Annotated in this window: 17 protein-coding genes; 7 read left to right on the top strand and 10 right to left on the bottom strand. The window is 35.5% G+C overall.

The genetic code is table 11. The annotated features are described in order from the left end of the window. Positions 1 to 37: 37 nt before the first annotated feature. Positions 38 to 1,537 carry a hypothetical protein gene (locus H602_RS0105480; protein ID WP_026977118.1) on the bottom strand — a complete coding sequence of 500 codons (1,500 nt, stop codon included), beginning with the start codon at positions 1,535 to 1,537 and terminating at the stop codon, positions 38 to 40. Between the two features lie 62 nt (positions 1,538 to 1,599). On the opposite strand from H602_RS0105480, the gene H602_RS0105475 reads away from it, so the two are divergent. Continuing rightward, complete coding sequence (locus tag H602_RS0105475; RefSeq protein WP_157504923.1) at positions 1,600 to 2,325, top strand: hypothetical protein; 726 nt, start codon at positions 1,600 to 1,602, stop codon at positions 2,323 to 2,325. 217 nt (positions 2,326 to 2,542) lie between these two features. Here the strand turns inward: H602_RS0105475 and rpmA are convergent, their stop codons facing one another. Further along, positions 2,543 to 2,803, bottom strand: coding sequence for a 50S ribosomal protein L27 (gene rpmA, locus H602_RS0105470; RefSeq protein ID WP_022829158.1), 261 nt, complete (start codon positions 2,801 to 2,803; stop codon positions 2,543 to 2,545). A gap of 22 nt (positions 2,804 to 2,825) precedes the next feature. Further along, positions 2,826 to 3,254, bottom strand: a complete 429-nt coding sequence (gene rplU, locus H602_RS0105465) for a 50S ribosomal protein L21 (protein ID WP_026977116.1) — start codon at positions 3,252 to 3,254, stop codon at positions 2,826 to 2,828. 253 nt (positions 3,255 to 3,507) lie between these two features. On the opposite strand from rplU, the gene H602_RS0105460 reads away from it, so the two are divergent. From H602_RS0105460 to H602_RS19595, 3 genes are all read left to right on the top strand, one after another. Beyond that, a complete protein-coding gene (locus H602_RS0105460) occupies positions 3,508 to 4,833 on the top strand; it encodes a M16 family metallopeptidase (RefSeq protein WP_026977115.1) in 1,326 nt (441 codons plus the stop codon). A 10-nt stretch (positions 4,834 to 4,843) separates the two neighbouring features. Further along, positions 4,844 to 6,880, top strand: a complete 2,037-nt coding sequence (locus H602_RS0105455; protein WP_245574918.1) for a M16 family metallopeptidase — start codon at positions 4,844 to 4,846, stop codon at positions 6,878 to 6,880. 237 nt (positions 6,881 to 7,117) lie between these two features. Then, positions 7,118 to 7,267, top strand: a complete 150-nt coding sequence (locus H602_RS19595) for a T9SS type A sorting domain-containing protein (RefSeq protein WP_342663478.1) — start codon at positions 7,118 to 7,120, stop codon at positions 7,265 to 7,267. 6 nt (positions 7,268 to 7,273) lie between these two features. Here H602_RS19595 and H602_RS0105445 read toward each other — a convergent pair whose 3' ends face one another. After that, a complete protein-coding gene (locus H602_RS0105445) occupies positions 7,274 to 8,140 on the bottom strand; it encodes a DMT family transporter (protein WP_026977113.1) in 867 nt (288 codons plus the stop codon). Between the two features lie 124 nt (positions 8,141 to 8,264). Between H602_RS0105445 and H602_RS0105440 the strand changes: the two genes are divergently transcribed. After that, positions 8,265 to 8,795, top strand: coding sequence for a cation transporter (locus H602_RS0105440; protein WP_026977112.1), 531 nt, complete (start codon positions 8,265 to 8,267; stop codon positions 8,793 to 8,795). A gap of 239 nt (positions 8,796 to 9,034) precedes the next feature. On the opposite strand, the gene gldD is transcribed toward H602_RS0105440, so the two are convergent. The 4 genes from gldD to mutY all read right to left on the bottom strand — a co-directional run bounded on the left by gldD (position 9,035) and on the right by mutY (position 12,578). Continuing rightward, positions 9,035 to 9,607, bottom strand: a complete 573-nt coding sequence (gldD, locus tag H602_RS0105435; protein ID WP_026977111.1) for a gliding motility lipoprotein GldD — start codon at positions 9,605 to 9,607, stop codon at positions 9,035 to 9,037. A gap of 150 nt (positions 9,608 to 9,757) precedes the next feature. After that, the gene (locus H602_RS0105430; RefSeq protein ID WP_026977110.1) at positions 9,758 to 11,056 is read right to left on the bottom strand and encodes a gliding motility-associated protein GldE; all 1,299 of its coding nucleotides are present in this window, start codon (positions 11,054 to 11,056) and stop codon (positions 9,758 to 9,760) included. 22 nt (positions 11,057 to 11,078) lie between these two features. Further along, entirely contained in the window at positions 11,079 to 11,492 is a 414-nt protein-coding gene (locus tag H602_RS0105425) for a single-stranded DNA-binding protein (RefSeq protein WP_026977109.1), read from the bottom strand. 42 nt (positions 11,493 to 11,534) lie between these two features. Next, positions 11,535 to 12,578, bottom strand: coding sequence for an A/G-specific adenine glycosylase (mutY, locus tag H602_RS0105420; protein WP_026977108.1), 1,044 nt, complete (start codon positions 12,576 to 12,578; stop codon positions 11,535 to 11,537). A 132-nt stretch (positions 12,579 to 12,710) separates the two neighbouring features. Here mutY and H602_RS0105415 point away from each other — a divergent pair, with 132 nt between their 5' ends. Then, positions 12,711 to 13,001, top strand: coding sequence for an HU family DNA-binding protein (locus H602_RS0105415; protein WP_026977107.1), 291 nt, complete (start codon positions 12,711 to 12,713; stop codon positions 12,999 to 13,001). 393 nt (positions 13,002 to 13,394) lie between these two features. After that, a complete protein-coding gene (locus H602_RS0105410; protein WP_026977106.1) occupies positions 13,395 to 14,942 on the top strand; it encodes an Rne/Rng family ribonuclease in 1,548 nt (515 codons plus the stop codon). A gap of 391 nt (positions 14,943 to 15,333) precedes the next feature. Here H602_RS0105410 and pbpC read toward each other — a convergent pair whose 3' ends face one another. Together pbpC and H602_RS0105400 are read right to left on the bottom strand one after the other, a co-directional pair. Continuing rightward, positions 15,334 to 17,706 (bottom strand): penicillin-binding protein 1C, encoded by a 2,373-nt coding sequence (gene pbpC, locus H602_RS0105405; RefSeq protein ID WP_425402317.1) that lies wholly within the window; start codon positions 17,704 to 17,706, stop codon positions 15,334 to 15,336. 15 nt (positions 17,707 to 17,721) lie between these two features. Beyond that, positions 17,722 to 23,238, bottom strand: coding sequence for an alpha-2-macroglobulin family protein (locus tag H602_RS0105400; protein ID WP_026977104.1), 5,517 nt, complete (start codon positions 23,236 to 23,238; stop codon positions 17,722 to 17,724). Positions 23,239 to 23,330 lie beyond the last annotated feature (92 nt).

Here is a 23,330-nt window from a genome sequence, read left to right as displayed (position 1 = left end):
AGGATGCCTAACTTTAGTAAATGGCATTAAAGAATCGTTAGTTCATAATGTTCAATAAGCCAATTTGATCATCGGCATTTAAAAGAATTTCGTGGTCGCTGATTACGGTACTTGCCTTGATTCTTGGACGAATTTTGCTTTCCTTGTATGAATAAATCACGTGCTTTTTCATTTCACCATTGGCCTCAACAGACATTAAAAACAAGGCGTTTTTAGAGCTGGACGAAAGCCATGATTTGGTGCTTCGCTTGGTATCTTTATCATCTTCAGCATCACTGTTTTTTTCTAAATCTTCATAAATAATGTAGGTTTTACCTTTGCTATAGGTGGCTAATATCGAAGGATTTCCAGCATTCATCTGATATTTCGGCATCTTAGAAACGGATTCTACAACTGATGTATTACTGATATTTATTACCGCAATATCGCAGTAGTAATAGTAATATGATGTTCTACCGCCCATACCATTTGTACCAGAAGAAGTAACCACCACCAACTTGTATTGTTCGGCCACAACCACAGCTCCACCGTCTTCTCTAAAGAATATATCCTTTACTTTATACGGCACGTAATCTGCTGTCTTTTTAGGTTTCTCGGGATAAAGACCTTCTAATTCGTATTTATTTGCCGTTTTTAATGTTACCGTTTTACTGTCAATTATAGAAGAAAACAATTCATCCGAAATAAGTGTTTTTTTCCCTTTACCAAAAAAACCTTTGTTCAAGATTTTTAAAAAACCCGTGCAAATAATGGTATTGTTTTTACCAGGAAGTACGTCAATGGATTCGATGTCTCTATCAGGATAGTCAAAGTCAAATTCAGTTGCTTTTTCATTTTTATTAAACACCATCAGTTTATAATAATACGCACTTTGGTCTTTCCCTCTCTCGTCTTTTTCCTTATAAATTCGAGCTAGAACAAAAACGTTTCCTAAATTATCAACTCCAACTTGTTCTTTAGAAAAGTTTCTTGCTTTAATAGGCAATACTACAGATTTATCTAGCATTACGTTCTTTAGGCCGGTATCAAATACTTTGAAATTTAAAACACTTGGATCCTTTTTTCTACCTTTAAGTTCATTGTAAACCACAATCTTAGTTGAATCTGGCGAAATACCTCTTGAGCCAAATTCCGTAACGCGTTCTTCAGCCTCATCAATAACAGAAGTCTGCTTACTTGTATTCAAATCCAAATCAGTTACCGCAGCCAAGAGCAGGTTTTTTTCTGTCTTGCGGTTATAATCTTTAATGAAGTGTATAATTTTATCGTTCACAAAATAAGCGCCCGAATACTCATACTTTTTACTATCTATATTAAAATTGACTACTTTTTCGTTCTTCAACTCCATCTTATGGTTATACGATCTGCAAACGAGCTGTTTATCATCGTCTTTGTGCATTGTAAAGTACATTCCGTCTTTCCCTCCTAAGATGGAAACGGTTTCTTTTGTCTTAATTCTTTCAGCCCATCGCAACTCAACCTCTTGAGCATTAGCGCAAATAGTTAACAGGAATAATACTATTTTAAAATTCTTCATAAATTGTTAATTTTTTGTAAAAATAGATTATTTTCGCAATTAATCAATTAAAAATCAAAATAGTGAAAAACATTTTTACCCTTTTATTGGCATGTTCGTTATCTAGTGTGGGTTTTGCACAAGAAACTAAGAAAGACACTGTAAAATCCACAGTTATCAAGGTGTATACGCCACAAGGCCAAGCTAAGAATTCTGCATCAAGCTCTAGCTCGTATTCCTGGGTTGTTAAAACCGACTTATTAAAATTTGCAACGGGAGAAATTCCACTTATATACGAGCGAAAAATCAGCAATAAATTCAGCGTTGAAGGTGCAGCAGGAGTTACATATTCTTTTTTTGAGAATGATTACACGTCACTAATTGATGACGAAAGTGATCGTTTTGACTCCAAAGCAGCTATTGGAAGTGTATTTAGAGGAACGTTAAAATATTATCCTTCATCTGATTATGATGCAATCGAAGGATGGTCTTTTGGTTTACAATTCTTTCACAAAACCAATAATAGAACCTACGATGAAGCGGAAAATGGAAGTTATTCTGCTTTTTTAAATGGCAAAAAGGACAGCAAAATAAGGACTGGTATTGCTTTAATTATCAGTCAGCAATTGTTTCAGGATTCAAACATCTGTTTTGAGTCGTTTATAGGAATTGGCTATGCCAACGTAAAATCAGATTATTACACCAATGGATATAATGAAGCCATTAGTGAATATGAAGTTTCACAAGTAAAAACGGATGAAGGAAATTTAAATGTGCAGTTTGGCTTTCGAATTGGTTTTGGAAATTAACATCCTTCCGAATCACTATTGAAAACGAGTACCTGAGCAAACTTCGCTTTGGTATTCGTTTTATAAATGTGATATTTTGGTATCGACTTGTAATTTCATTAATTGAAAAATTCTCAGAGCACTTTATTGAATTTTTATTATTGAATGCAACTTTACAACAACGAAAAAACCCCAATCTTATTCAGATTGGGGTTTTATTATGATATGAAATCAACGATTATGCTTCGAATGGAAGGATAGAAACGTAAGATTTGTTATCTCTTTTCTTTTGGAACTTCACTAATCCATCTACTCTTGCGTGTAGGGTGTGATCTTTACTGATGTAAACGTTTTCACCTGGATTATGTTTTGAACCTCTTTGTCTTACAATGATATTTCCAGCAATTGCAGCTTGACCACCATAAATCTTAACACCTAGACGTTTTGATTCTGATTCTCTACCATTCTTCGAACTACCGACACCTTTTTTGTGAGCCATGACGTATTAGTTTTTAAGGTTATTATTCTTGAGTTTCTTCTTTTTTAGCTTTAGCTGCCTTTTTCTTTGGCGCTTCAACTTCTTCTTCAGTTACTGGAGTAGCTTCTTTTTTAGGAGCCGCTTTCTCTTTTTTACCACCTGGGATTGTAATACCAGAAATTTGGATTTGAGTCAAATATTGACGGTGTCCATTTCTCTTTTTGTACCCTTTTCTTCGTTTCTTTTTGAAAACGATTACTTTATCTCCTTTTAAGTGTTGTAACACTGTAGCTTCAACAGAAGCTCCTTCTACAGCCGGGGCGCCTAAAGTGATTGTGCCAGCGTTGTCTAACAAAAGAACTTTTGCAAATGAAATTGCATCTCCTTCTTTGTCAGTCAAACGGTTCACATAAACCTTTAAGTCTTTGCTTACTTTAAATTGTTGCCCTGCTATCTCTACGATTGCGTACATAACAATGATGTTTAGTTAATTTTTAAGGTTGCAAATATACAACTTATTATTATAATAGCAATTACATTGAAAAAATAATTAAATTAAAATTGGTAACACCTGAAATTGCGGTGTGTTACTTGTCCATTTCTGCTTAAATTATTCATTTAATAATTGTTAAAGATGTTAAATATATAAAAAAAGGTACATTTGCTGTAACAAACCAACACTTATGTATACTTATACATAAATCAATAACAAATTATTAATCGTTATGAAAAAATCATTAATGGCTTTGAGTACAGTTCTCATGCTTGGAAGTGTGGCTTCAGCTCAAAAAGTAAATTTTGAGGAGTACACTTTACAAAACGGTCTGCATGTTATTTTGCATCAAGACAAATCGGCTCCAGTTGTAATCACTTCGGTGATGTATCACGTAGGTGCTAAAGACGAAAATCCAGAGCGTACTGGATTTGCTCACTTTTTTGAACACCTTTTATTTGAAGGTACCGAAAATATCAAACGTGGCGAGTGGTTCAAAATTGTTTCAGGAAATGGTGGTACTAATAATGCCAACACCTCTGATGATAGGACCTATTACTACGAAGTATTCCCTTCTAACAGTTTAGAGTTGGGATTATGGATGGAATCTGAACGACTTCTTCACCCAGTAATTAACCAAATTGGTGTGGATACTCAAAATGAAGTAGTAAAAGAAGAAAAAAGACTTCGTGTAGACAATTCTCCTTATGGAAACTTATTTACATCAGTTAAAGAAAGTTTATTTACGAAGCACCCGTACCGTTGGGCTCCAATTGGATCAATGGAACATCTAGATGCTGCAACTTTAGAAGAGTTTCAAGCATTTAACAAAAAATTCTATGTGCCTAACAACGCCGTTTTAATTGTTGCTGGAGATATTGATTCTGCACAAACATTAAAATGGGTAGAGCAATATTTTGGATCTATTCCAAGAGGTGCTGAAGTTAAAAAACAAAGTTTTGTTGAAGAGCCTATCACAAAGCAAATCAATGCTACTTACGAAGACCCAAACATTCAATTGCCAATGGTAATTCAAGCGTACCGTACTCCTTCTATGAAGACGAGAGATGCTAAAGTATTGGATATGATTTCTTCTATCTTAAGCGATGGAAAAAGTTCTCGTTTGTACAAGAAATTGGTAGATGAGAAAAAAATGGCTTTACAAGTAGGTGCGTTTAACAACAGTCAAGAAGACTACGGAATGTATTTGATTTACGGAATTCCTATGAGTCCTAACACATCAGAAACACTGACTTCAAACATTGACGAGGAGATTAAAAAAATTCAAACGGAATTAATTTCAGAAAGAGATTATCAGAAATTACAAAACAAGTTTGAAAATCAATACGTAAACAGCAATACAAGCATTGAAGGAATCGCTGAAAATTTAGCAAGTTACTACCTATTATATGGTGATGTAAATTTAATTAATTCAGAGATTGAAATTTACCGTTCCATCACTCGTGAAGAAATCAAAGCAGCAGCTAACAAGTATTTAAATCCAAACCAACGTTTGCTTTTAGATTACGTTCCTGCTAAAGATAAAGCGACAAACTAAGACCTATATCATGAAAAAAACCCTATTTATAGTAAGCTTGTTTTTAACAACTATTATGCAAGCACAAGACAGACCACAACCTAAACCAGGACCAGCTCCAGTAATTAATATTGGAAAGCCACAAACTTTTGAACTTAAAAATGGTTTAAAAGTAATGGTAGTTGAGAACAACAAATTGCCTCGAGTATCTTTTAACTTATCTATTGACAATGCTCCTTACGCTGAAGGTGCTAAAAAAGGTGTAGCAGATTTAACAAGCAGCATTCTTGGAAATGGCACAGCTACAATGTCTAAAGACAAGTTTAACGAAGAAATTGACTTTCTAGGTGCAAACATCGGATTCAGTTTAGGTGGCGCTTATGGAAGCGGATTGTCTAAATATTCGGATAAAATTCTTTCTTTAATGGTGGACGGAGCGTTAAACTCTATCTTCACACAAGAAGAATTGGACACAGAAAGAGCAAAACTTTTAGAAGGCTTGAAAAGCAATGAAAAAAGTGTAGAAGCAGTTGCAGGACGCGTTGAAGATGTTTTGTTTTACGGAAAAACACACCCTAGTGGAGAGTATTTGACGGAGGAAACCATCAAAAATGTATCATTAGCAGACGTTAAAAGTGAGTACAATGCATACTTTGCTCCAGCAAATGCGTATTTAGTAATTATTGGAGATGTTAAATATAAAGACATCAAAAAAGCAGTTACTAAAGCATTTAAAGAATGGAATAAAGCTGCTGCACCATCAGTAACTTATACTGATCCTGTAAATGTGCAGTACACACAAATCAATTTTGTGGACATGCCTAATGCAGTACAATCAGAAATTTCTTTGGTGAATGTAGCTGATTTAAAAATGACAGATCCTGATTACTTTGCTGTTCTTTTAGCAAACCAAGTTTTAGGTGGTGATTTTAACAGTTACCTGAACATGAATTTAAGAGAAGCACATGGATGGACTTACGGAGCGCGTTCAAGCATTCGTGGAAACAAATATGTGGGTAAATTTAAAGCAAACACACAAGTAAGAAATTCGGTAACGGACAGTGCTGTTGTTGAATTTTTCAAAGAAATCAAAAAAATTAGAACTGATAAAGTAGAAGCAGACATGTTGAAAAACGTGAAAGCAGGTTACGTAGGTAACTTTGTAATGGCAATGGAAAAACCAGGCACAATTGCTCGTTACGCACTTTTGACTCAAACACAATCTTTACCAGCAGACTACTTTGAAAACTACGTAAAAAATATCAATGCAGTAACTGCAGACGATATCTTAAGAGTTTCTAAAAAATATTTCTTAGAAGATAACATTCGTGTTTTAGTTACAGGAAAAGCATCTGAGGTTTTGGCAGGATTAGAGGCGTTAAAAATGCCAATCTTCTTCTTTGATAAATTTGGTAATCCAGTAGAAAGACCTACAACTTCAAAAGAAGTTCCAGCTGGTGTGACTATTAAAACAGTTTACGACAATTACATCAAAGCTCTTGGTGGAGAAAAAGCGGTTAAAGCGGTAAAAACAGTTATGATGACTGGTTCTACTTCAATTCCACAAGCGCCACAACCACTTACTTATGTTTCAAAAAGCGACAACAAAGACCGTTTAATGGTTGAAGTTTCCATGGGTGAAATGAGCATGATGAAACAAGTTATTGGTGATAAAACAGGTTATGCTGCACAACAAGGTCAGAAAATGGACGTTCCAGCAGAAGAATTTGCTGCAATGAAAGCAGACGCTAAATTGTTTCCAGAATTAATGACTGCAACTGGAAAATTGACTTCTATTGAGTCTATTGAAGGTTCAGAAGCTTATGTTATTGAAAACGGTAAAACAACTTCTTACTACGATGTAAAATCAGGTTTAAAAGTTGCTGATGCTAAAACGAGCGAGCAAGGTGGTCAAAAATCTGTTGCTACAACGTATTATAAAGATTACAAAGCAGTTAAAGGTGTTATGTTTCCTTTCAACATCTTGATGAATGTTGGTGTAGAATTAGACATCAAATTGTCTGAAGTAAAAGTAAACGAAGGTGTTACTGATGCTGATTTCAAATAATCACTTCTTTTTATAATTAATGAAAGACCGTCAGTAATGACGGTCTTTTTTGTGTTTATAAATTAAATCATTCTCTAACTTAAAAACTAAACTAAAACAGGCTGTTCGACTTGGAGTTGCATATGTAAGTCAATGCATAAATCCAGTTACCGTGGCGACCAATTTCTTATTTTACCCAAATCCAACCAGTGGAATGATCACTGTCAATTCTTACGTTTATAAAGAAGGTAAATAGAATTGTACGATATGAATGGAAGAATTCTATTTACCAAAACAAGTACTTTTCTAAAAAAACAAATTGACCTAAAGAATTTACCACAAGGAACTTATGTTTTAGTAGTTCAAAAAAATGAAAAAAGCGAACGTAGAATTGTGCTTAAAAACTAAAAAAAATTACTTCTTCGCGGATAAATAAATACCAAAAAATATAATTACAGCTCCCACATATTGTATCGGAGTAAATAATTCTTGATCCAAGATTCCCCAGAAAAAGGCCACAACAGGAATCATGTACGTCACAGACGAAGCAAAAACGGGAGACGACATATGAATCAACCGAAAGAAAATAATATTAGCAATACCTGTTCCCACAATTCCTAAAATAGCAATGTAAATCATCGCGTGCTGCACATCACTTTCGCCTACGACTGCAATAAAATCCGTAGACAACAATACCGCAAGTGCCGGAATTACCAACACAATAAAGCTTCCGGTTGTGATTGCTAATGGTTTTACATCAGACAAGTACTTCTTTATCAAATTAATATTAAGCGAGTAACAAAAAGCTGCAAAAACAACCAATAAAGCATACCAATAATTCTGATCCGGATTATTTGCAGCACCATTCGCAATTAATAAAACACTTCCTATCAAACCAATAATAACACCGTAAATCTGCCTTTTTTGAATTTGTAATCCAAAACCTAGTATTCCAATAACCAAAGCACCTAAAGGTGTAAGTGAATTTAAAACTGCTGTTATGGAACTAGAAATTTCTGTTTCTGCAACAGAGAATAGATACACCGGCATAAACGTTCCAACGAATGCTGTTAAGGCAATATATTTCCACTTACCATGCGGAATTGAAGCAATACTTTTAAACCCAATTATTAGTAAAAAGAGCGTAGCAAAAATAATTCGCAGAGAACCCAATTGATAAGGTGTCAATCCCACCAAACCGCGCTTTATTAAGATAAAGGAACTGCCCCAAATTAATGCCAAGACAAATAATAAAATCCACTTCAAGTGCTTTGAAAACATATCTAATTTTTTGATTGGCAAAAATCTAACTTTAAAATGACTTTCAATTGCTTTTTTCATTATTTTTGCAACTAATTTTCAGCTCTTTAATTGAGAATTAGAATCATTAAAAATCACAATAGTTATGAAGAAATCACTTTTTATCTTCGCTTTTTCAGCATTGTTTTTAACGAGTTGCAAAGATACAGCAACTGAGACAACTGCAAAAACATCAGAAATTACAACTGAAGCAACAACAGAAGTAACTCCAGCCGCCTTAATTGGAAAAGTGGAAACGGCAAGCTTTACAATTGATGGAATGAGTTGCGAAATTATGTGCGCTTCTAAAATTCAAAAAGAATTAGCCGCTTCTACAGGTGTTCAAAGTGCCGTGGTTGATTTTGAGAAAAAAACTGCAACAGTGGAATACGATGCAGGTGCAACCACTCCTGAAAAATTAGTTGAAATGGTGGAAGCCGTTAATGGTGGCGATTCGTACAAAGTTTCCAACGTAAAATCTTCCGCAGATCAGGCGATGGTGTTCCAAGAGAAAGAGAAGAAAAAAACACGCAAACAACGCAAAGCAGACGAGAAAACAGCAACAGAATCTAAAACTGCAAAACCAGCTTGTTGTTCTGAAAAGAAAGCATGTTCTGAAAAGAAAGCAACCATGTAATTACTTGCGCTACGTATAAAAAAAGGAACTCAATTGAGTTCCTTTTTTTATATAATATCTTTTCTAATAAATGTAGACTTAAGTAGTGTTTCCACTCCCAAGCTATTCTAGACTTATTCAATTATTACGATAAGACTGAAATTGACTACTGACAAGACCAAATGTAATGCAATACGATATTTACTCATTAATAAAAGCAAGGTTATATTAGCTTATTATAAAGCAAAATACAATCGAATTTACTTCTTCCATTTAAAACTTTCCATCATGTTCTGTAAGTCATTTCGCAAATAACTTGCGGCAGGCATAATGGAATCAAAATTGGGTTTGGCATAAAAATAGACAGAACAATCTACAAAGTATCGTGTACTGTCGGTCAAGTAAAATTGCGCATTTGTAGCTGCATTTCCATTCACGGCATAATACATACCGTACACGTTCTCCTTTTTATTAATAAAAGGCTGTTCAATAATATCATCTGCTTTAATTACATGCTTGTACAAAAGCGATTGTGCATCGCGAAGTAGCGAATCCATATTATTATTTCCCACACGCTTAAAAGTAAGATAGATTGTGGCCTTCATTTTTGGATAGTGAATGGACAAATCGCAATTCTTTTCCGTTTTTATTTTTCCGTCGGCGTTCATATCAAAAGTATACGGACAAGATGGATCGTCAAAAGTTTTATAACTAGCTTCTGGATATTCCAATCTTAAATTAGCGGCTGGTTTAGGCAAAATATCCTCCTTACAACTCACAAGTGTAAAAATTCCAATTGCAATAAGCCAAACTAAAAAACTTTTTTGATTCATTATAACGTATTTATTGTGTTTATCCAGACAGCGAAAATACTATTTTAATATGGTAAATTTACACTAAAAGCTGCTAAAAAGCAGATCAACCGTGGCTATAAACCCACAGTATATATTGGCGTATGCCCAAAAAAAAGCGCGACTAATACATTAGCTTAAAGTTACTTTGATTTGCTTTATCCTTTTCTTGTCCACGAGCTCAATTGTAAATAGACATTTCTCAAATTGCACTTGTTGTCCCTTTTTAGGGAAATTGCCAAGTAGTTCCAATAGAAATCCGGCTAAGGTTTCAGCTTCACCTTTTCGCTCTTCAAAAACAGCTTCGTCCACATCAATAATGCGGTAAAAATCTTTTAAATAAATTTTTCCTTCTACTAAAAAGTTTTTCTCGTCGATCTGTGAAAAATTAATGGCTTCGTCATCAAATTCATCACTGATATCGCCCACAATTTCTTCAATAATATCTTCTAAAGAAACCAAACCAGAAGTACCTCCATATTCATCCACCACTACAGCAAGGTGACTTTTCATACGCTGAAAATCTTTTAGCAAGTTATCTAACTTTTTATTTTCAGGCACAAAAAACGGCGGTCTTAAAAGAGTTACCCAATCAAAATCTTCCTTATCAATATGCAAGATCAGATCTTTGACAAATAAAATCCCTTCTATATAATCAATATTATCTCTATAAACAGGAATTCTTGAATAGCCAGTCTGCACCACTTTTTCCAAAATATCCGAATAATGTTCAGTAATTTCAATGGCAAAAATGTCAATCCGTGGACTCATTACTTGCTTGGTTTCTGTATTTCCGAAAGACACGATTCCTTCCAAAATCTTTTGCTCCTCCGAAGAAGTGTCATCTGAAGATGTAAGTTCTAGCGCTTGAGATAGTTGATCCACAGAAAAATTTGATTTTTCTTTTCCTAGCTTTTCTTGCAAGTACAGCGTGAAATAACGCATCGGCAAACTGATTGGAGACAGTACTTTTTCCAAAAAGGAAATAAAGTAAACGGTTCCTCTAGCAAATTTTATATTGTTTCGGCTGGCAAAAATTTTGGGCAAAACTTCTCCAAAAAACAATATTATAAAAGTGATTGTTGCAATCTGAAGAAAAAATTGCAACCAAAGATAAATTATGGAATCATATAATCCTTTACTAATTGCAAAAAACAAAACGACAATAGCGATGTTCAATACATTATTAGCAACTAATAAAGTAGCCAACAATTTCTTGGGACGTTCGAGCAACTTAGAAATGATTTTCGTTTTTTGCGGATTACTCCGTGCCGATGTATCTAAGTCATGTGCAGAAAGCGAGAAAAAAGCAACTTCAGCTCCAGAAACTAAGGCTGCAAAAAGCAAAAGGATTGCTATTACGACAAATCCTATAAGGACCGTAGGGTCTAAAAGTAAAACTAATTGTAAACTGGGAGGTTCGGGGTCCAAGTGAAAAGGTATTGGTTAATAATTAAAACGGAAGATCGTTTTTAGGCAAATCATCCGATTTACTAGGAGAGGAAATCGTTTTCCCTTCGTCGTTGTCTTTTCTTAAGTTTAAGAACGTAAATTCTGTAACTTGAATTTCAGTAGTATATTTATGAGAACCACTATCATCCTGCCATTGACGGGATTTAATTCGTCCTTCAATATATACTTTATCTCCTTTTGAAAGGTATTTTTCACAAATTTCAGCGGCTTTGTTACGAACCACCAAATTGTGCCATTCTGTAGAATTTAGCTTCTCTCCAGTACTCTTATTAATGTACGTTTCATTAGTAGCCAATGGAAATCTACCGATACAATTTCCCCCATCAAAATAGTGCATTTTGATCTCATCCCCCAAGTGACCTACCAAAATCACTTTATTAACTGTTCCATTCATAATTTCTAGGCTTTTATATATTTCAAATATAGTGATTTTTGATTAGTGCAATAAATCCTTTTTAATAAAGTTTGCAATCACAATTGGAAATGGTAATTTTTTAACCTCTGAAAAGGCTAATCCACTCTGCAAAAGTCCATTTATATTTATTTTCCAAAATTGTATGGAGAGATTTTGATGCGATAATTTATGTCGAATGGGTCCTAAATGCAAACTTTGGACACTTTTTATGCTCAATTCAGCGCCAAACTGAGCTTCACAAAGCTGAATTAACTTCTCCAAAGCAATATCGTCTTCCGTTTCAATAAGTGGAAATTCGTATAAATTATGCCATATTCCTTTTGCAGTTCGTTTCTGCACAAGGGTGTTTTTCGCTTCATCTTCAAAAATCAAGTAATTAAAGAATCGATTGGTCACTTTCGTTTTCTTCGTCTTGACAGGCAATTGGCCAATTTTTCCATTTTTTAGAGCAAGACAAATAGAATTGAACGCACAAATTTCGCAATTCGGACTTTTTGGAACACATTGCAAAGCACCAAACTCCATAATTGCTTGATTGAACAACGCCGGATCGCTTACTGGCATCAGCTGTAACGCTAATTCCTGAAATTCTTTCTTAGCCGAACCACTAGAAATATCCGTTTCCACCTGAAAAACTCGCGACAAAACCCGAAATACATTTCCATCCACCACCGGAACCACTTCTTTAAATGAAAAAGAAGCAATTGCCGCAGCGGTATAATCGCCTACTCCTTTTAGCTGAAGTAACTCCTTATATGTAGTAGGAAACGTACCGTTCAATTGGTCCGCCACATATTTAGCCGTAAAATGTAAATTTCGAGCGCGCGAATAATATCCCAAGCCTTGCCAAAGTTTTAAAACTTGTTCTTCGGAGGCATTTGCCAAATCAAAAACCGTTGGAAATGCATTCACAAAAGCCTCATAATAAGGCAAACCTTGCGCTACTCTTGTCTGCTGCAGCATGATTTCAGAGAGCCAAATTAGGTACGGATCTTCTGTTTCTCGCCACGGCAAATCCCTTTTATTTTGTAAATACCACTTTATTAATTGTTTAGAAAAAATCATGTTATAATTTGAGTTGGCAAAAATAGTAGTTTATGTAATTAAATTTTAATGAATTAGGTTGATATATTGTTTTTTTAATTCTTATATTTGCACTCTCAAAAAAATAGTACATCAATATAAATTGAAAAGAAAATGACGAAAGCAGATATCGTAGCGAAAATTTCAGAGAGATTAGGTCTGGAAAAAGGAGATGTTCAAGCAACTGTTGAAACGTTCATGGATGAGGTTAAAACTTCATTGGAAACGGGTGACAATGTATATTTAAGAGGTTTTGGCAGTTTCATCATCAAAACTAGAGCAGAAAAAACAGGACGTAATATTTCTAAGAACACTACAATTAAAATTCCTGCCCACAATATCCCTGCTTTCAAACCTGCAAAAGTGTTTGTAGAAGGAGTAAAGACGAATAACGAAGCAAAATAAATAATTTATTAATTACAAAAAATCAACCAATTATGCCAAGTGGTAAAAAAAGAAAGAGACATAAGGTAGCAACGCACAAACGTAAAAAACGAGCGAGAGCTAACCGTCACAAAAAGAAAAAGTAGTTTTTAACTACTTTTTTCTTTTTTAACGTTCATTGAAATTGAAAAAAAGATTAAAAGAGAATAGAAAACAGATAATAGACTTCTAATAGTCTATTATCTTTACTCTGTTTTTCTCTTCATCTTCTTTTCACCGGGTACACAAACCTGTTAATTATTGTTTAATCCATCCTAGCTATGATTTCGGAATGAGGATTTATGATTTAGGATTTCAAAATCTACAATCTAAAGTCTAAAATCCTAAATGACAGTTCGGATAAAAATTTACAAGTTGAATAAAGAATTAATCATTCGATCAAGTTCTGACGCTGTAGATTTTGCCTTATTAAAAGATGGAAAACTAATTGAATTACACAAGGAAGAAGAAAAAAGCAACTTTCAGGTAGGCGATATTTTTATTGCTAAAATCAGAAAACCTGTTGCTGGATTGAACGCGGCATTTGTAAATGTAGGCTTTGAAAAAGACGCCTTTTTACACTACCACGATTTAGGTCCAAATTTAGCTTCCCAACTGAAGTTCATTAAACTTGTTACGACAGGTAAAGTAAAAGATTTCATGCTGAAAAATTTTCAGTTTGAAAAAGAGATTGATAAAAACGGCGTTATTACTGATGTAATCAGTGCCAATCAATCCATTTTAGTACAAATCGTAAAAGAACCTATATCTACAAAAGGTCCACGAATCAGTTCTGAACTGTCGTTGGCGGGTAGATTTATTGTTCTCGTTCCCTTTTCTGACCGTGTTTCTATTTCGCAAAAAATCGAATCAAAAGAAGAAAAAGAGCGTCTTAAACGATTGTTACAATCCATTAAACCGAAAGGTTTCGGCGTTATTGTGCGAACAGTAGCCGAAGGCAAGAAAGTCACAGAAATAGAAAAGGACTTGACAACATTACTCGACAGATGGTCGGGAATGTGTAAAAAATTACCAACTGCTCATCATCCCTCAAAAGTATTGGGCGAACTCAATCGAGCTTCTTCAATATTAAGAGACGTATTCAACGACACTTTTAGTGGAATACATATAGATGACGAAGAGTTGTTTTATCAAACAAAGGATTATTTGCAGGAAATTGCTCCTTCAAAACAATCTATTGTTAAGCATTATCAATCGAAAGATACTCCGATCTTTGAAAAGTACAATATAGAGCGACAAATCAAAACCTCATTCGGCAAGACCGTTTCCATGAGTAAAGGTGCTTACTTAATTATAGAACACACGGAAGCTTTGCACGTTATAGACGTGAACAGCGGAAACCGTTCTAATAAAGCAACCAACCAGGAAGACACGGCACTTGAAGTAAACATGATTGCAGCGGCAGAAGTGGCGCGTCAATTGCGTTTGCGAGACATGGGTGGAATTATCGTAATCGATTTTATTGACATGTCGGATCCTGAAAACCGTAAAGTTTTATACGATTTTCTACGCGAAGAAATGAGCGATGATAAAGCAAAGCACAAAATTTTGCCTCCAAGTAAATTTGGCTTGGTGCAAATTACAAGACAGCGTGTTCGTCCAGAAGTGAACATCAAAACAAGTGAAGAAAGTCCAGACCGTGATGCGGGCGAGATTGAAGCACCAATTTTGATTATCGATAAGATTGCTTCGGATTTAGAGTTAATGCTTAAAAAACACAAGAAAGTAGTCTTAAACGTTCATCCGTTTGTAGCTGCTTATCTTGCAAAAGGATTCCCGTCAATGCGTTCAAAATGGTTTTTTGAACACAAGAAATGGATCAAGATAATACCAAGAGACGCTTACACGTTTTTAGAATACCATTTCTTTGATAAAAAAGGAAATGAATTGACCATAGATTAATGCTGAACTTGTTTTAGCATCTCAAAACCGCTTTTCGAAAGATTAGCGGTTTTTTTATACCTGATTTTCATTAGATTAGATGTTAAGTCGGCATAAATTTTTGGCGCGAATTTCACTAATTATCACTAACTTTAGAGTACTGCAGTTAGTGGAATCTGCAAATTCTGTCAGAGCTTAACTCTGTGGTTTCCTGCGAAGTTTTCAAAACCTTATAGGTTATAGATTTAACTTTAATAAATTAATACCTACAAGGTCAAAAAAAAGACCTTGCAGGAAAATGTCAAGCAAGCTCTACTGTTCACCAAAAGCAAAAAGTATTTACAAGAAAAAATTAAAAAAATATTTTTTTTTTAATCTGTGAAAATTCGTGTAATCCGTGTAAAATTTTTCATCACCTCACAATCTCAATCTTCCTGCTGATCTCATTTCCATTGCCATCCACAACGGTAATTCGATGCATTCCGGCTTTCGCCAAAATCGATTTTTCATGGAAAACTGTAGTTGTTCCTTGGAAAACTTCATCCACATACCAATATAAAATAGCATCACTTTGCGAATGAGCGACTTTCAAAATTAAAGGTTGAACTTCACTATTGAAATTCTTTGTCAAATACATCTTACTATTGTTTTTTGGATAAATAAAATCCATTGTACCAGACGTATTTCCCATGCAATCTTCTCGGAAAGGTGGCAACATTTGGTAATCAATATGCTTGCTTTTATAATACCATTGCATCACCGGAGGCAACACAAACCAATATTTCACCACCATATTTGCCACGGATTCACAATTGCTATTCACTCGAAATTTTTCCGAAGAATCCAACTGAATTCGTTTATGATATGTACACAATGCCGATGTTTTCCCTTTCAACGGAATCCATTCTTTTCGCGTTGGGCAACCTTCATTTGCCAGTGAACCACTTTGCACACAAACATCCACTTCTTCCAAATCATTCAACGGCGGTTGAAACCAATTCGACCTTGGAAACAAATTAAAAACGTCAAATAAAATGGGTGCAGCACTTTCAACACCCGTTAGTTTCGGCCTTCCTTCACCTGTTGCATTTCCAACCCAAATACCAACTACATAGCGCGAATCTGTTCCTACAGCCCAAGCATCGCGGTTTCCAAAGCTGGTTCCCGTTTTCCAAGCAATCTTTCTTGCGCTATCGTAAAACCGCCAAGCTTCGTCTTCTTGTGGTCGGTTTACTTCTTCCATCGCTTCATATGTCAGATAAATCGAACCTGCTCCTAAAATACTTTTCTGATAACTTTCTTTGCCAAAATCAACTGTTGTATTCTTTAAAAAACTCGGTTCAGCAAATTCATTCTTCCGATACTTCCCTTGGTTTGCATTGAAATAATTTAAAGTCGACGACATTCCTGCATACGTTCTGCATAAATCCCACAAGTTACTTTCCGCACCACCTAAAATTAGGGACAATCCGTAATGGTTTGCAGGTTTATTTATGGTAGTAAATTTAAATTTCTGCAATTCTTCGTAAAAGGTATTCACGCCATAATCCTGCAACATCAGCACGGACGGAATATTCAATGAACGCGATAATGCCCGTCTTGCCGCAACGGCTCCATCAAAACTTAAATCATAATTTTCGGGCGTATATCCTGAAATTTGTGTCGGAACGTCTGCAATTAATGTATTGGGCAAAATTTTTCCGGCATCCAACATTCCCGCAAACAGTAATGGTTTTAAAATACTTCCCGTGCTTCGCGGTGCATAAATAATGTCTACATCTTTTTTATGTGCTTTATCTGTTGGCGCATTTCCAACATATGCAACCACTTTTCTAGTCTTTACGTCCAGAACTAAAATGGCTAAATTATAGACTTCATTCTGCTTGTATTGATTGTAATAATTTGCAGCCAAATCACTTACGCGAGATTGAACTTCATAATCTATACTACTTTGTATTTTTTTTCCACCATAGGTTTTTGCCATTTTCTGTATTAAATGAGGCGCCAATTCTGGAAGCGGAAAAGGTTTTCCAACTAACGGTTCGGCTAAAGCCAAATTATACGTTTCCGAATCAATCGTTCCATTTACATTTAGCTTTCGAAGCAATACATTTCTTTTTGCTAATAATAGTTCTTGGTTCTTTCCCGGAAAAATCAAACTTGGTGCATTAGGCAAAACGGCTAAAGTTGCACTTTCAGACCATGAAAGTTGATTTGGCTTTAAGCCAAAATACCGCCATGAAGCCATTTCTAGCCCTACCACATTTCCTCCAAAAGGAGCGTGAGCTGCATATAATTCGACAATTTTATCTTTGGAATACCGAAATTCAAGTCGAGTGGCTAAAATAAGTTCGATTATTTTTTCAAAATACGTCCTACTTTGTCCTTTTCGCGCCAAGCGAATTACCTGCTGGGTCAACGTACTTCCACCCCGAACAACTTTCCCAGCTTTTAAATTTTGCAGCATCGCATTGAAAACTGAAACAGGATTAAAACCTGGATGTTGATAGAAATGCTGGTCCTCAAAAGTAACAATACATTTTCTAAATTTTTCAGGAAGTGTGTCATTTTCAGGAAACCGCCATTGACCATCATTCGCAATTTTGGCGCCAAGCAAACGACCTTCTTCACTTTCAACTACCGTTGAATAAGGAACTTTAAATAATGGTGAGGGCAAACTGAAATAATAGACCAGTAACAACGTAAAAAAAACACCCGACTTAATCGGATGTTTTTTTAGGTAGTTTAAAATGGGTGTAAATGCTTTCTTTAACTTCAAAATCAAATTCTGTTTTTCAAATTAAGGTAAAACTTCGATCCAATATCCTTTGGTTCTTGTAATGAAAGTAGCATCATACATTGCCTCACATTGAATTCCAGGCATATAATATTTACCCAAATACGAAGCATTTAAGAGTAATGTAAAGGTTTTACTTTCTGAAGCTTTCAATCCAAAATAGTAATTTGCACGGTCGTCTCTTATGTCGATGTAATCCGCTCGATTGTCTGTTGATGAACCGTAATCCGTGTATCTTGTGTTGACAATTTCAAAACCAGATGGAATAATTTGTGTCAAAGCTACATTTTCAACCGACTCATTTCGTTGATTTCGAATGGTAATTGTAGCGATAAATTCAGTTCCTTGTTTGATACTTTCTACTGAAATTGGATTACCTTTTCTGTCATTATAACTAATGTAAGCCGAAACATCGCTTTGAATTGTTTTCTCTTGACCGACTGGCAAAATTCCAGTATTCAGTAAACGAACGTAAATCGTATTTCCTTTTGTGTTTTTAATGGTTACTGCGTTTCCACCAGTTTTTACAGCCAAATTTCTACTCACAATGGATTTAGAAGATGAAATAGTTTCCTTCAACGGCGTTCCTGAAACTTCTACTCCAATACCTGATTCGCCATTACTTTTCGCAAATAAGCTCATCGCATAAAGTGAATAAGCCGTGGTTTGCGTACTCATCCATTGATCGCTTGACATCTGTTTTGCTAAAATATTGGCCAATCTAAATGCTTTTTGCTTTTCACCTAATAAGATTAAAGTTTCCAAAGCCATGGCTCGATTTCTATCTTCAGAACCGTAATAGTAATACGAATAACGATCGGCAGTTTCTGCAATGGTGCTATTTGCCAATAAGGCTTTTCCTGTTGATTTTTGTCCACTTAAAACATAAGCCGCTGCTAATCTTAATTTTGCTTCGTTTGAAATATCAACCGTTTCCCTCAATCGATTCATCGATGCTAAATCTGCTGAACCTGCTAAAGCTAACGTGTATAATCGGTACGCTTGTGCTAAATCATTGCCATATTGCGGAATGAAACGCCATTTTCGAGCTTCACTCTTTTGGAAACTCAACCATTTACTTTTTAGATTTACAGGCAAAACGTAGCCTTTTTTCTCTGCTTCAATTAAGAAATGTCCTGCATAAGAAGTTGCCCAATCGTCACTACTCCTTGCTCCAGGCCAATACATAAATCCGCCATTTGAAGCTTGCAAATTTGAAATTCTTGTAATTCCAGCAGTCACATTTTTTTGCGTATTTGCTTTCTGTGTCGAAGTCATGTCAACAATATCCGCTAAATAGAGCTGTGGGAAAACGCCCGAAGTTGTTTGCTCCAAACAACCGTGTGGATACTGAATTAAATATTGCAATCTTCGGTTAATATCAATCGTCGGCATGGAAGAAATTTCCAGTTTTGCCAAATTACTTCCCCTCGTGCCGAAAGTTGCCCAATCAATTTTCTTGCTACTGTTGGGTTCAATCACATAATCCTGATAGTCATTTGTTATAGGGTTTGGATTGATTAAATCAATTTCAACCGCAAATGAAGCTTTTTCGCTTCCCGAACTTGCAATGACTTCTATTTTCTCGATTCCGGTTGCTTCACCAACTTCAATGTCAAAATAGGCCATTTTTTCATCTGGTGCTGTAAATGAAATATTCTGTGTTGCCGAGCCCACAACTCGTAAACCTTTGGACATTTTTAGCGAAACGTTTACATTTTTTATTTTTCCTTCCGTGGTAAAAATGGTTACTGGCAATCGTACTCGTTCTCCCGGAGAAATTTTTCTAGGTAAAGATGCCAAAACCATCAACGGACTTCGCACTGGTGTTGTTTTTTCTGCCGCACCGTAAGCGCTTTTTGACGTAGATGCCGCAACAACCATGGTTCGAACTGAACCCACATATTTTGGCAATTGCAATGTATGCGTCGTAGCTTTCCCTTTTTCTAATACAAACGGACCATAATATAGCACAACTGGCTTGAATCGGTTTGCTTTTTTGGCTTTACCGCCAATCATACTTTGATCACCACCAATGGCAAATATCTGATTTACTTTCCCACCGTAAGCGCCGATAATATCATCATAAACGTCCCACGTTTTTACACCTAAAGCGGCTCGTGCATAAAAACTATCCCAAGCATTTGGTGTTTTAAATCGGGTTAAGTCCAGCAAACCTTCATCTACAACCGCAATGCTATAAGTCATGGGTTGACCGTTTTTTTCAGAAACGTTTACAGTAAATTTTTGTTCTGGTTTTAAAACGTTTGGCATTTTAATTACCGGTTCCAACTTACTATTTGGATCTAAAACTTCAATTGCTGTAACACCATACATTCTGATGGGCGAATCATTTTTAGTCGTAGCATGCGGTTGCAAAAGCGTCACGTTAAAATATACGTTTGGCGCCATGTCTTTTGTCAAAGGAATTTCTGCCTTGGTTTCTCCTTTTTTGGTATCTACCCAAATTGTTCTCAACACTTTTGTTCCGTTTTCTATTGAAATCAAAGCACGTCCACCTTCGCTTGACGGAAATGAAATCATTGCTTTTTCGCCTACATTGTATTTCTTTTTGTCGGTTGCAAAAACCAACATATTTGCGCTTGACGCATTTCCATCTTTCGTTTTTCCCGACCAATACGGCCAATCAATTAGCACCGTTTGGGCCGTTGCATGTCCATTGGAACCGTTGGAAACTCGGATCAAATAACGTCCCCAATCGTTTTCCGGCACTTCAAATTGGAAGCTGCCTTTTCCTGCTGCATTGGTTGAAATAGTGAAACTTTTATACGAAGTTGTTGCGTCAGAAGAACTAAAATTGGATAAATTATCATCCGAAGCATCCCACCACCATCTCCATTCTACTTTGTAAACGCGAACTTCGAGATTGCTGACTGATTTTGGACTTCCATTTTCATTGACAGTTTGAACTTCAAAACGGTTGCTTTTTCCCGTTTCAAGCATTCCGTATTTATTAGGTTCAGGTGATTTTATACCTACGTACGTTTCATACGGTGAATACGTCGTGGCGAAAACATCTGTACTTACGTCACCACCTTCTTCATACACTTTTGTAATAACAGCGGCTTTTAAGAATCCGGGTGCTTGAGCCGTTAACTTGGGTTCAATTGAAATGGTTGCTTGACCACTTTCATTTAATTTTCCCGAAAACAGATTGATTTCTTCCGTGCTGAACTTCCGAACTTCATCGTCAAAATCATAATTCGTGTAGTTTTTAAACGTCGTAACTTGCTGTGAAAATTTAGCTTGCACTTCCACTTTTAAATTTTTCGCTACAGCGCCATGCAACCAATTTACTTGCAAATTATTGGTATTTGTACCTCGAGAAGACAGAACTTCTTTTTGAAAGCTATTTTTGATTTTTAATCGGTTGGGCTTAATCGTTTCTACTTTTAAACTTTTATAGAATTTAGCACCACCCACACTAATCCTCGCTTCCCAGTTTCCTGTAGGCGATTCTTCATTGGTAGAAAACTTGAATACGTAATGGTTTGCAGTATTGGTTTTTTTAACGGTTTGATACGCGACCTTACCTCTTGGATCCGAAATGCGCAATTGAATTGGATGATTCGCAGGCAATGGATTTGCAGTATCATCTAAAATAAATGACAGATAAATTGGATCGCCTGGACGCCAAACGCCGCGTTCTCCATAAATATATCCTTTCAGTCCTTTTTGTAACACTTCTCCCGAAACATCAAAATTACTGACCGACAAGGAAGTTCCATCGTCTAATTTGACGTACGTTGTATTTTGTCCGCGCGTTACAATTGCAAAATAAGCATACGTATCCAATTGTGCCTCGGCAAATCCATCTGAATTTGTAGTCAGAGAAGTCAACTTTTGCTGTTGAAAATTATACAAATCAATCGTAGCACCTGAAACGGGATCCGTATTTACAATGTTATTTACGGCAAAGAAATAGGATTTATTTTCGCCTCTTTTTGCAATAACACCTAAATCAGAAGCCAAAACATTAGTACCAATTACGGCATTGTAAAAGTAGGATTCTGAACAAGGGTCTTGACTTTGACGCCAGTCGTAATCATAATATCCTTCATAATAATCGTCGTAGTAATTATCGCCAGAATTGCTATAATTTACATCTTTTTCATCAACTTCTTCGACTTCTTCATCCTCCATAATTTTATCACTACTTGAACAATTATAAAGCGAGTAACCTCTTTTAAATGAAATTTCCACACGATACATCGCTCCTGGAGCTGGTGTGATTAAGGTTGATAAATCCAGTGCATACGTGTTCCATTTACTGGTATCAAATAAATTATTTTGCTTTAAATTAATTGTTTTTTTAGCTACAGGTTGCGCTACTTTCTTCAGATTACGCGAACCATTTAATTCGTTTTCTTGCAGAAATTGAAGTATGGTGTTGGTGTAAATCTTATAGACTTTAACATCCACCGCTTTTAAATTTACCGTTTCAAAATTCAATTTTAAATTGTTTGAACTTGGCAAAATAATTCCGTTTTTCAGAAATCTAACATTTGGTTTTAATTGGTCAAAAAGTACTTTTTCACGGTACGTATTTTTCATTTTTGCACCATATTCATTTTCTATTCCTTGGAAAACTTCGACTAATAATTCGCCCGTTGCCGACGATTCAAAAAATACTTTTAATAGATTTCCTTGCACTGCATATTTTAAATTACGAGCGCCATCAATAGAAACGAGTCCGTCAAAATCTTGGTCTTTTGCCAACGGGTCTGAAAAGTTCAACAATAATGTTTCGCCGGAAATGTGGGAAACTGAAGCATCCACGACTGTAAAATTATTTTTTCCTTTAACCGAATAGTCAATAGAACCTTTTTGGTCAATGTCAAACGAGTTTCCATCATACCGAATTTTTAACGTAGTATCCGAATCGTAGCGCTGCAAACTGTCGATGATGAATTTAAATTCAGATGCAGATCCCGACGATGTTTCGAATTTAAGTTTTAGCTTTTTCCCGTTTTGTTCTGCCGTAATTAATTTAGAAGCCGTTTCAAAATCCAATTTATCGGCTGTTTTAAAACTGGCATTTAAGTATTGATGTGTTGGCGAATAGGATTGAACATCCGCTGTAGTAACAATAAAGTCTTGCTTGATTGTCTTTACTGTAAAATTAAAATCTTCTAATTCTTTAGGCGTTTCTATCAGTTTTGACAAATGCAACGTTACCTGATATTCCGTATCGGATTTCAATTTTTTAGCAGGAATAAAAGCGATCGTACTGGAAGAAAGCGCTACTACTTTTCCATCTACGGAAGGCGAAATGCTGAAAAGATTGCTGTCTAAAACTTCATCCTTTTTCCATTCATCGTTTTGAAACGCAAGCACTACTCTTAAATCGGATTGAGCTGAAATTAAGCCACCCGAAAAATTAGTAACAAAAGTTTTAAAAGTACTGAAATTTGAATTGAATTCGGCAGCCGATTTTTTAGAGCACGATTGAATAAATAGTAGGAAAAATAAGCAATAAATAGCGTGTTTGGTCTTCATATCTGGAAATGGAGCTTGAGTTTAAATGTCGTGTGTCGAATTTTTGTGTAATTAAAATCTGTTAGACTACGTAAATATAAATAATTTAAACA

The organism is Flavobacterium tegetincola DSM 22377, assembly GCF_000425485.1.
Classification (GTDB): Bacteria; Bacteroidota; Bacteroidia; order Flavobacteriales; family Flavobacteriaceae; genus Flavobacterium; species Flavobacterium tegetincola.
Note: the sequence above shows the minus strand (reverse complement) of the source record. Positions and strands in the feature narration are given on the sequence as shown.

What these genes read in the sequence shown, in the direction of transcription:
- H602_RS0105460 (WP_026977115.1), top strand. Translation starts at nt 3,508, where the DNA reads ATGAAAAAATCATTAATGGCTTTGAGTACAGTTCTCATGCTTGGAAGT.
- H602_RS0105400 (WP_026977104.1), bottom strand. Translation starts at nt 23,238, where the DNA reads ATGAAGACCAAACACGCTATTTATTGCTTATTTTTCCTACTATTTATT.
- gldD (WP_026977111.1), bottom strand. Translation starts at nt 9,607, where the DNA reads ATGAATCAAAAAAGTTTTTTAGTTTGGCTTATTGCAATTGGAATTTTT.
- H602_RS0105425 (WP_026977109.1), bottom strand. Translation starts at nt 11,492, where the DNA reads ATGAATGGAACAGTTAATAAAGTGATTTTGGTAGGTCACTTGGGGGAT.
- H602_RS0105415 (WP_026977107.1), top strand. Translation starts at nt 12,711, where the DNA reads ATGACGAAAGCAGATATCGTAGCGAAAATTTCAGAGAGATTAGGTCTG.
- H602_RS0105455 (WP_245574918.1), top strand. Translation starts at nt 4,844, where the DNA reads ATGAAAAAAACCCTATTTATAGTAAGCTTGTTTTTAACAACTATTATG.
- rplU (WP_026977116.1), bottom strand. Translation starts at nt 3,254, where the DNA reads ATGTACGCAATCGTAGAGATAGCAGGGCAACAATTTAAAGTAAGCAAA.
- H602_RS0105445 (WP_026977113.1), bottom strand. Translation starts at nt 8,140, where the DNA reads ATGTTTTCAAAGCACTTGAAGTGGATTTTATTATTTGTCTTGGCATTA.
- H602_RS0105480 (WP_026977118.1), bottom strand. Translation starts at nt 1,537, where the DNA reads ATGAAGAATTTTAAAATAGTATTATTCCTGTTAACTATTTGCGCTAAT.
- H602_RS0105440 (WP_026977112.1), top strand. Translation starts at nt 8,265, where the DNA reads ATGAAGAAATCACTTTTTATCTTCGCTTTTTCAGCATTGTTTTTAACG.
- mutY (WP_026977108.1), bottom strand. Translation starts at nt 12,578, where the DNA reads ATGATTTTTTCTAAACAATTAATAAAGTGGTATTTACAAAATAAAAGG.
- rpmA (WP_022829158.1), bottom strand. Translation starts at nt 2,803, where the DNA reads ATGGCTCACAAAAAAGGTGTCGGTAGTTCGAAGAATGGTAGAGAATCA.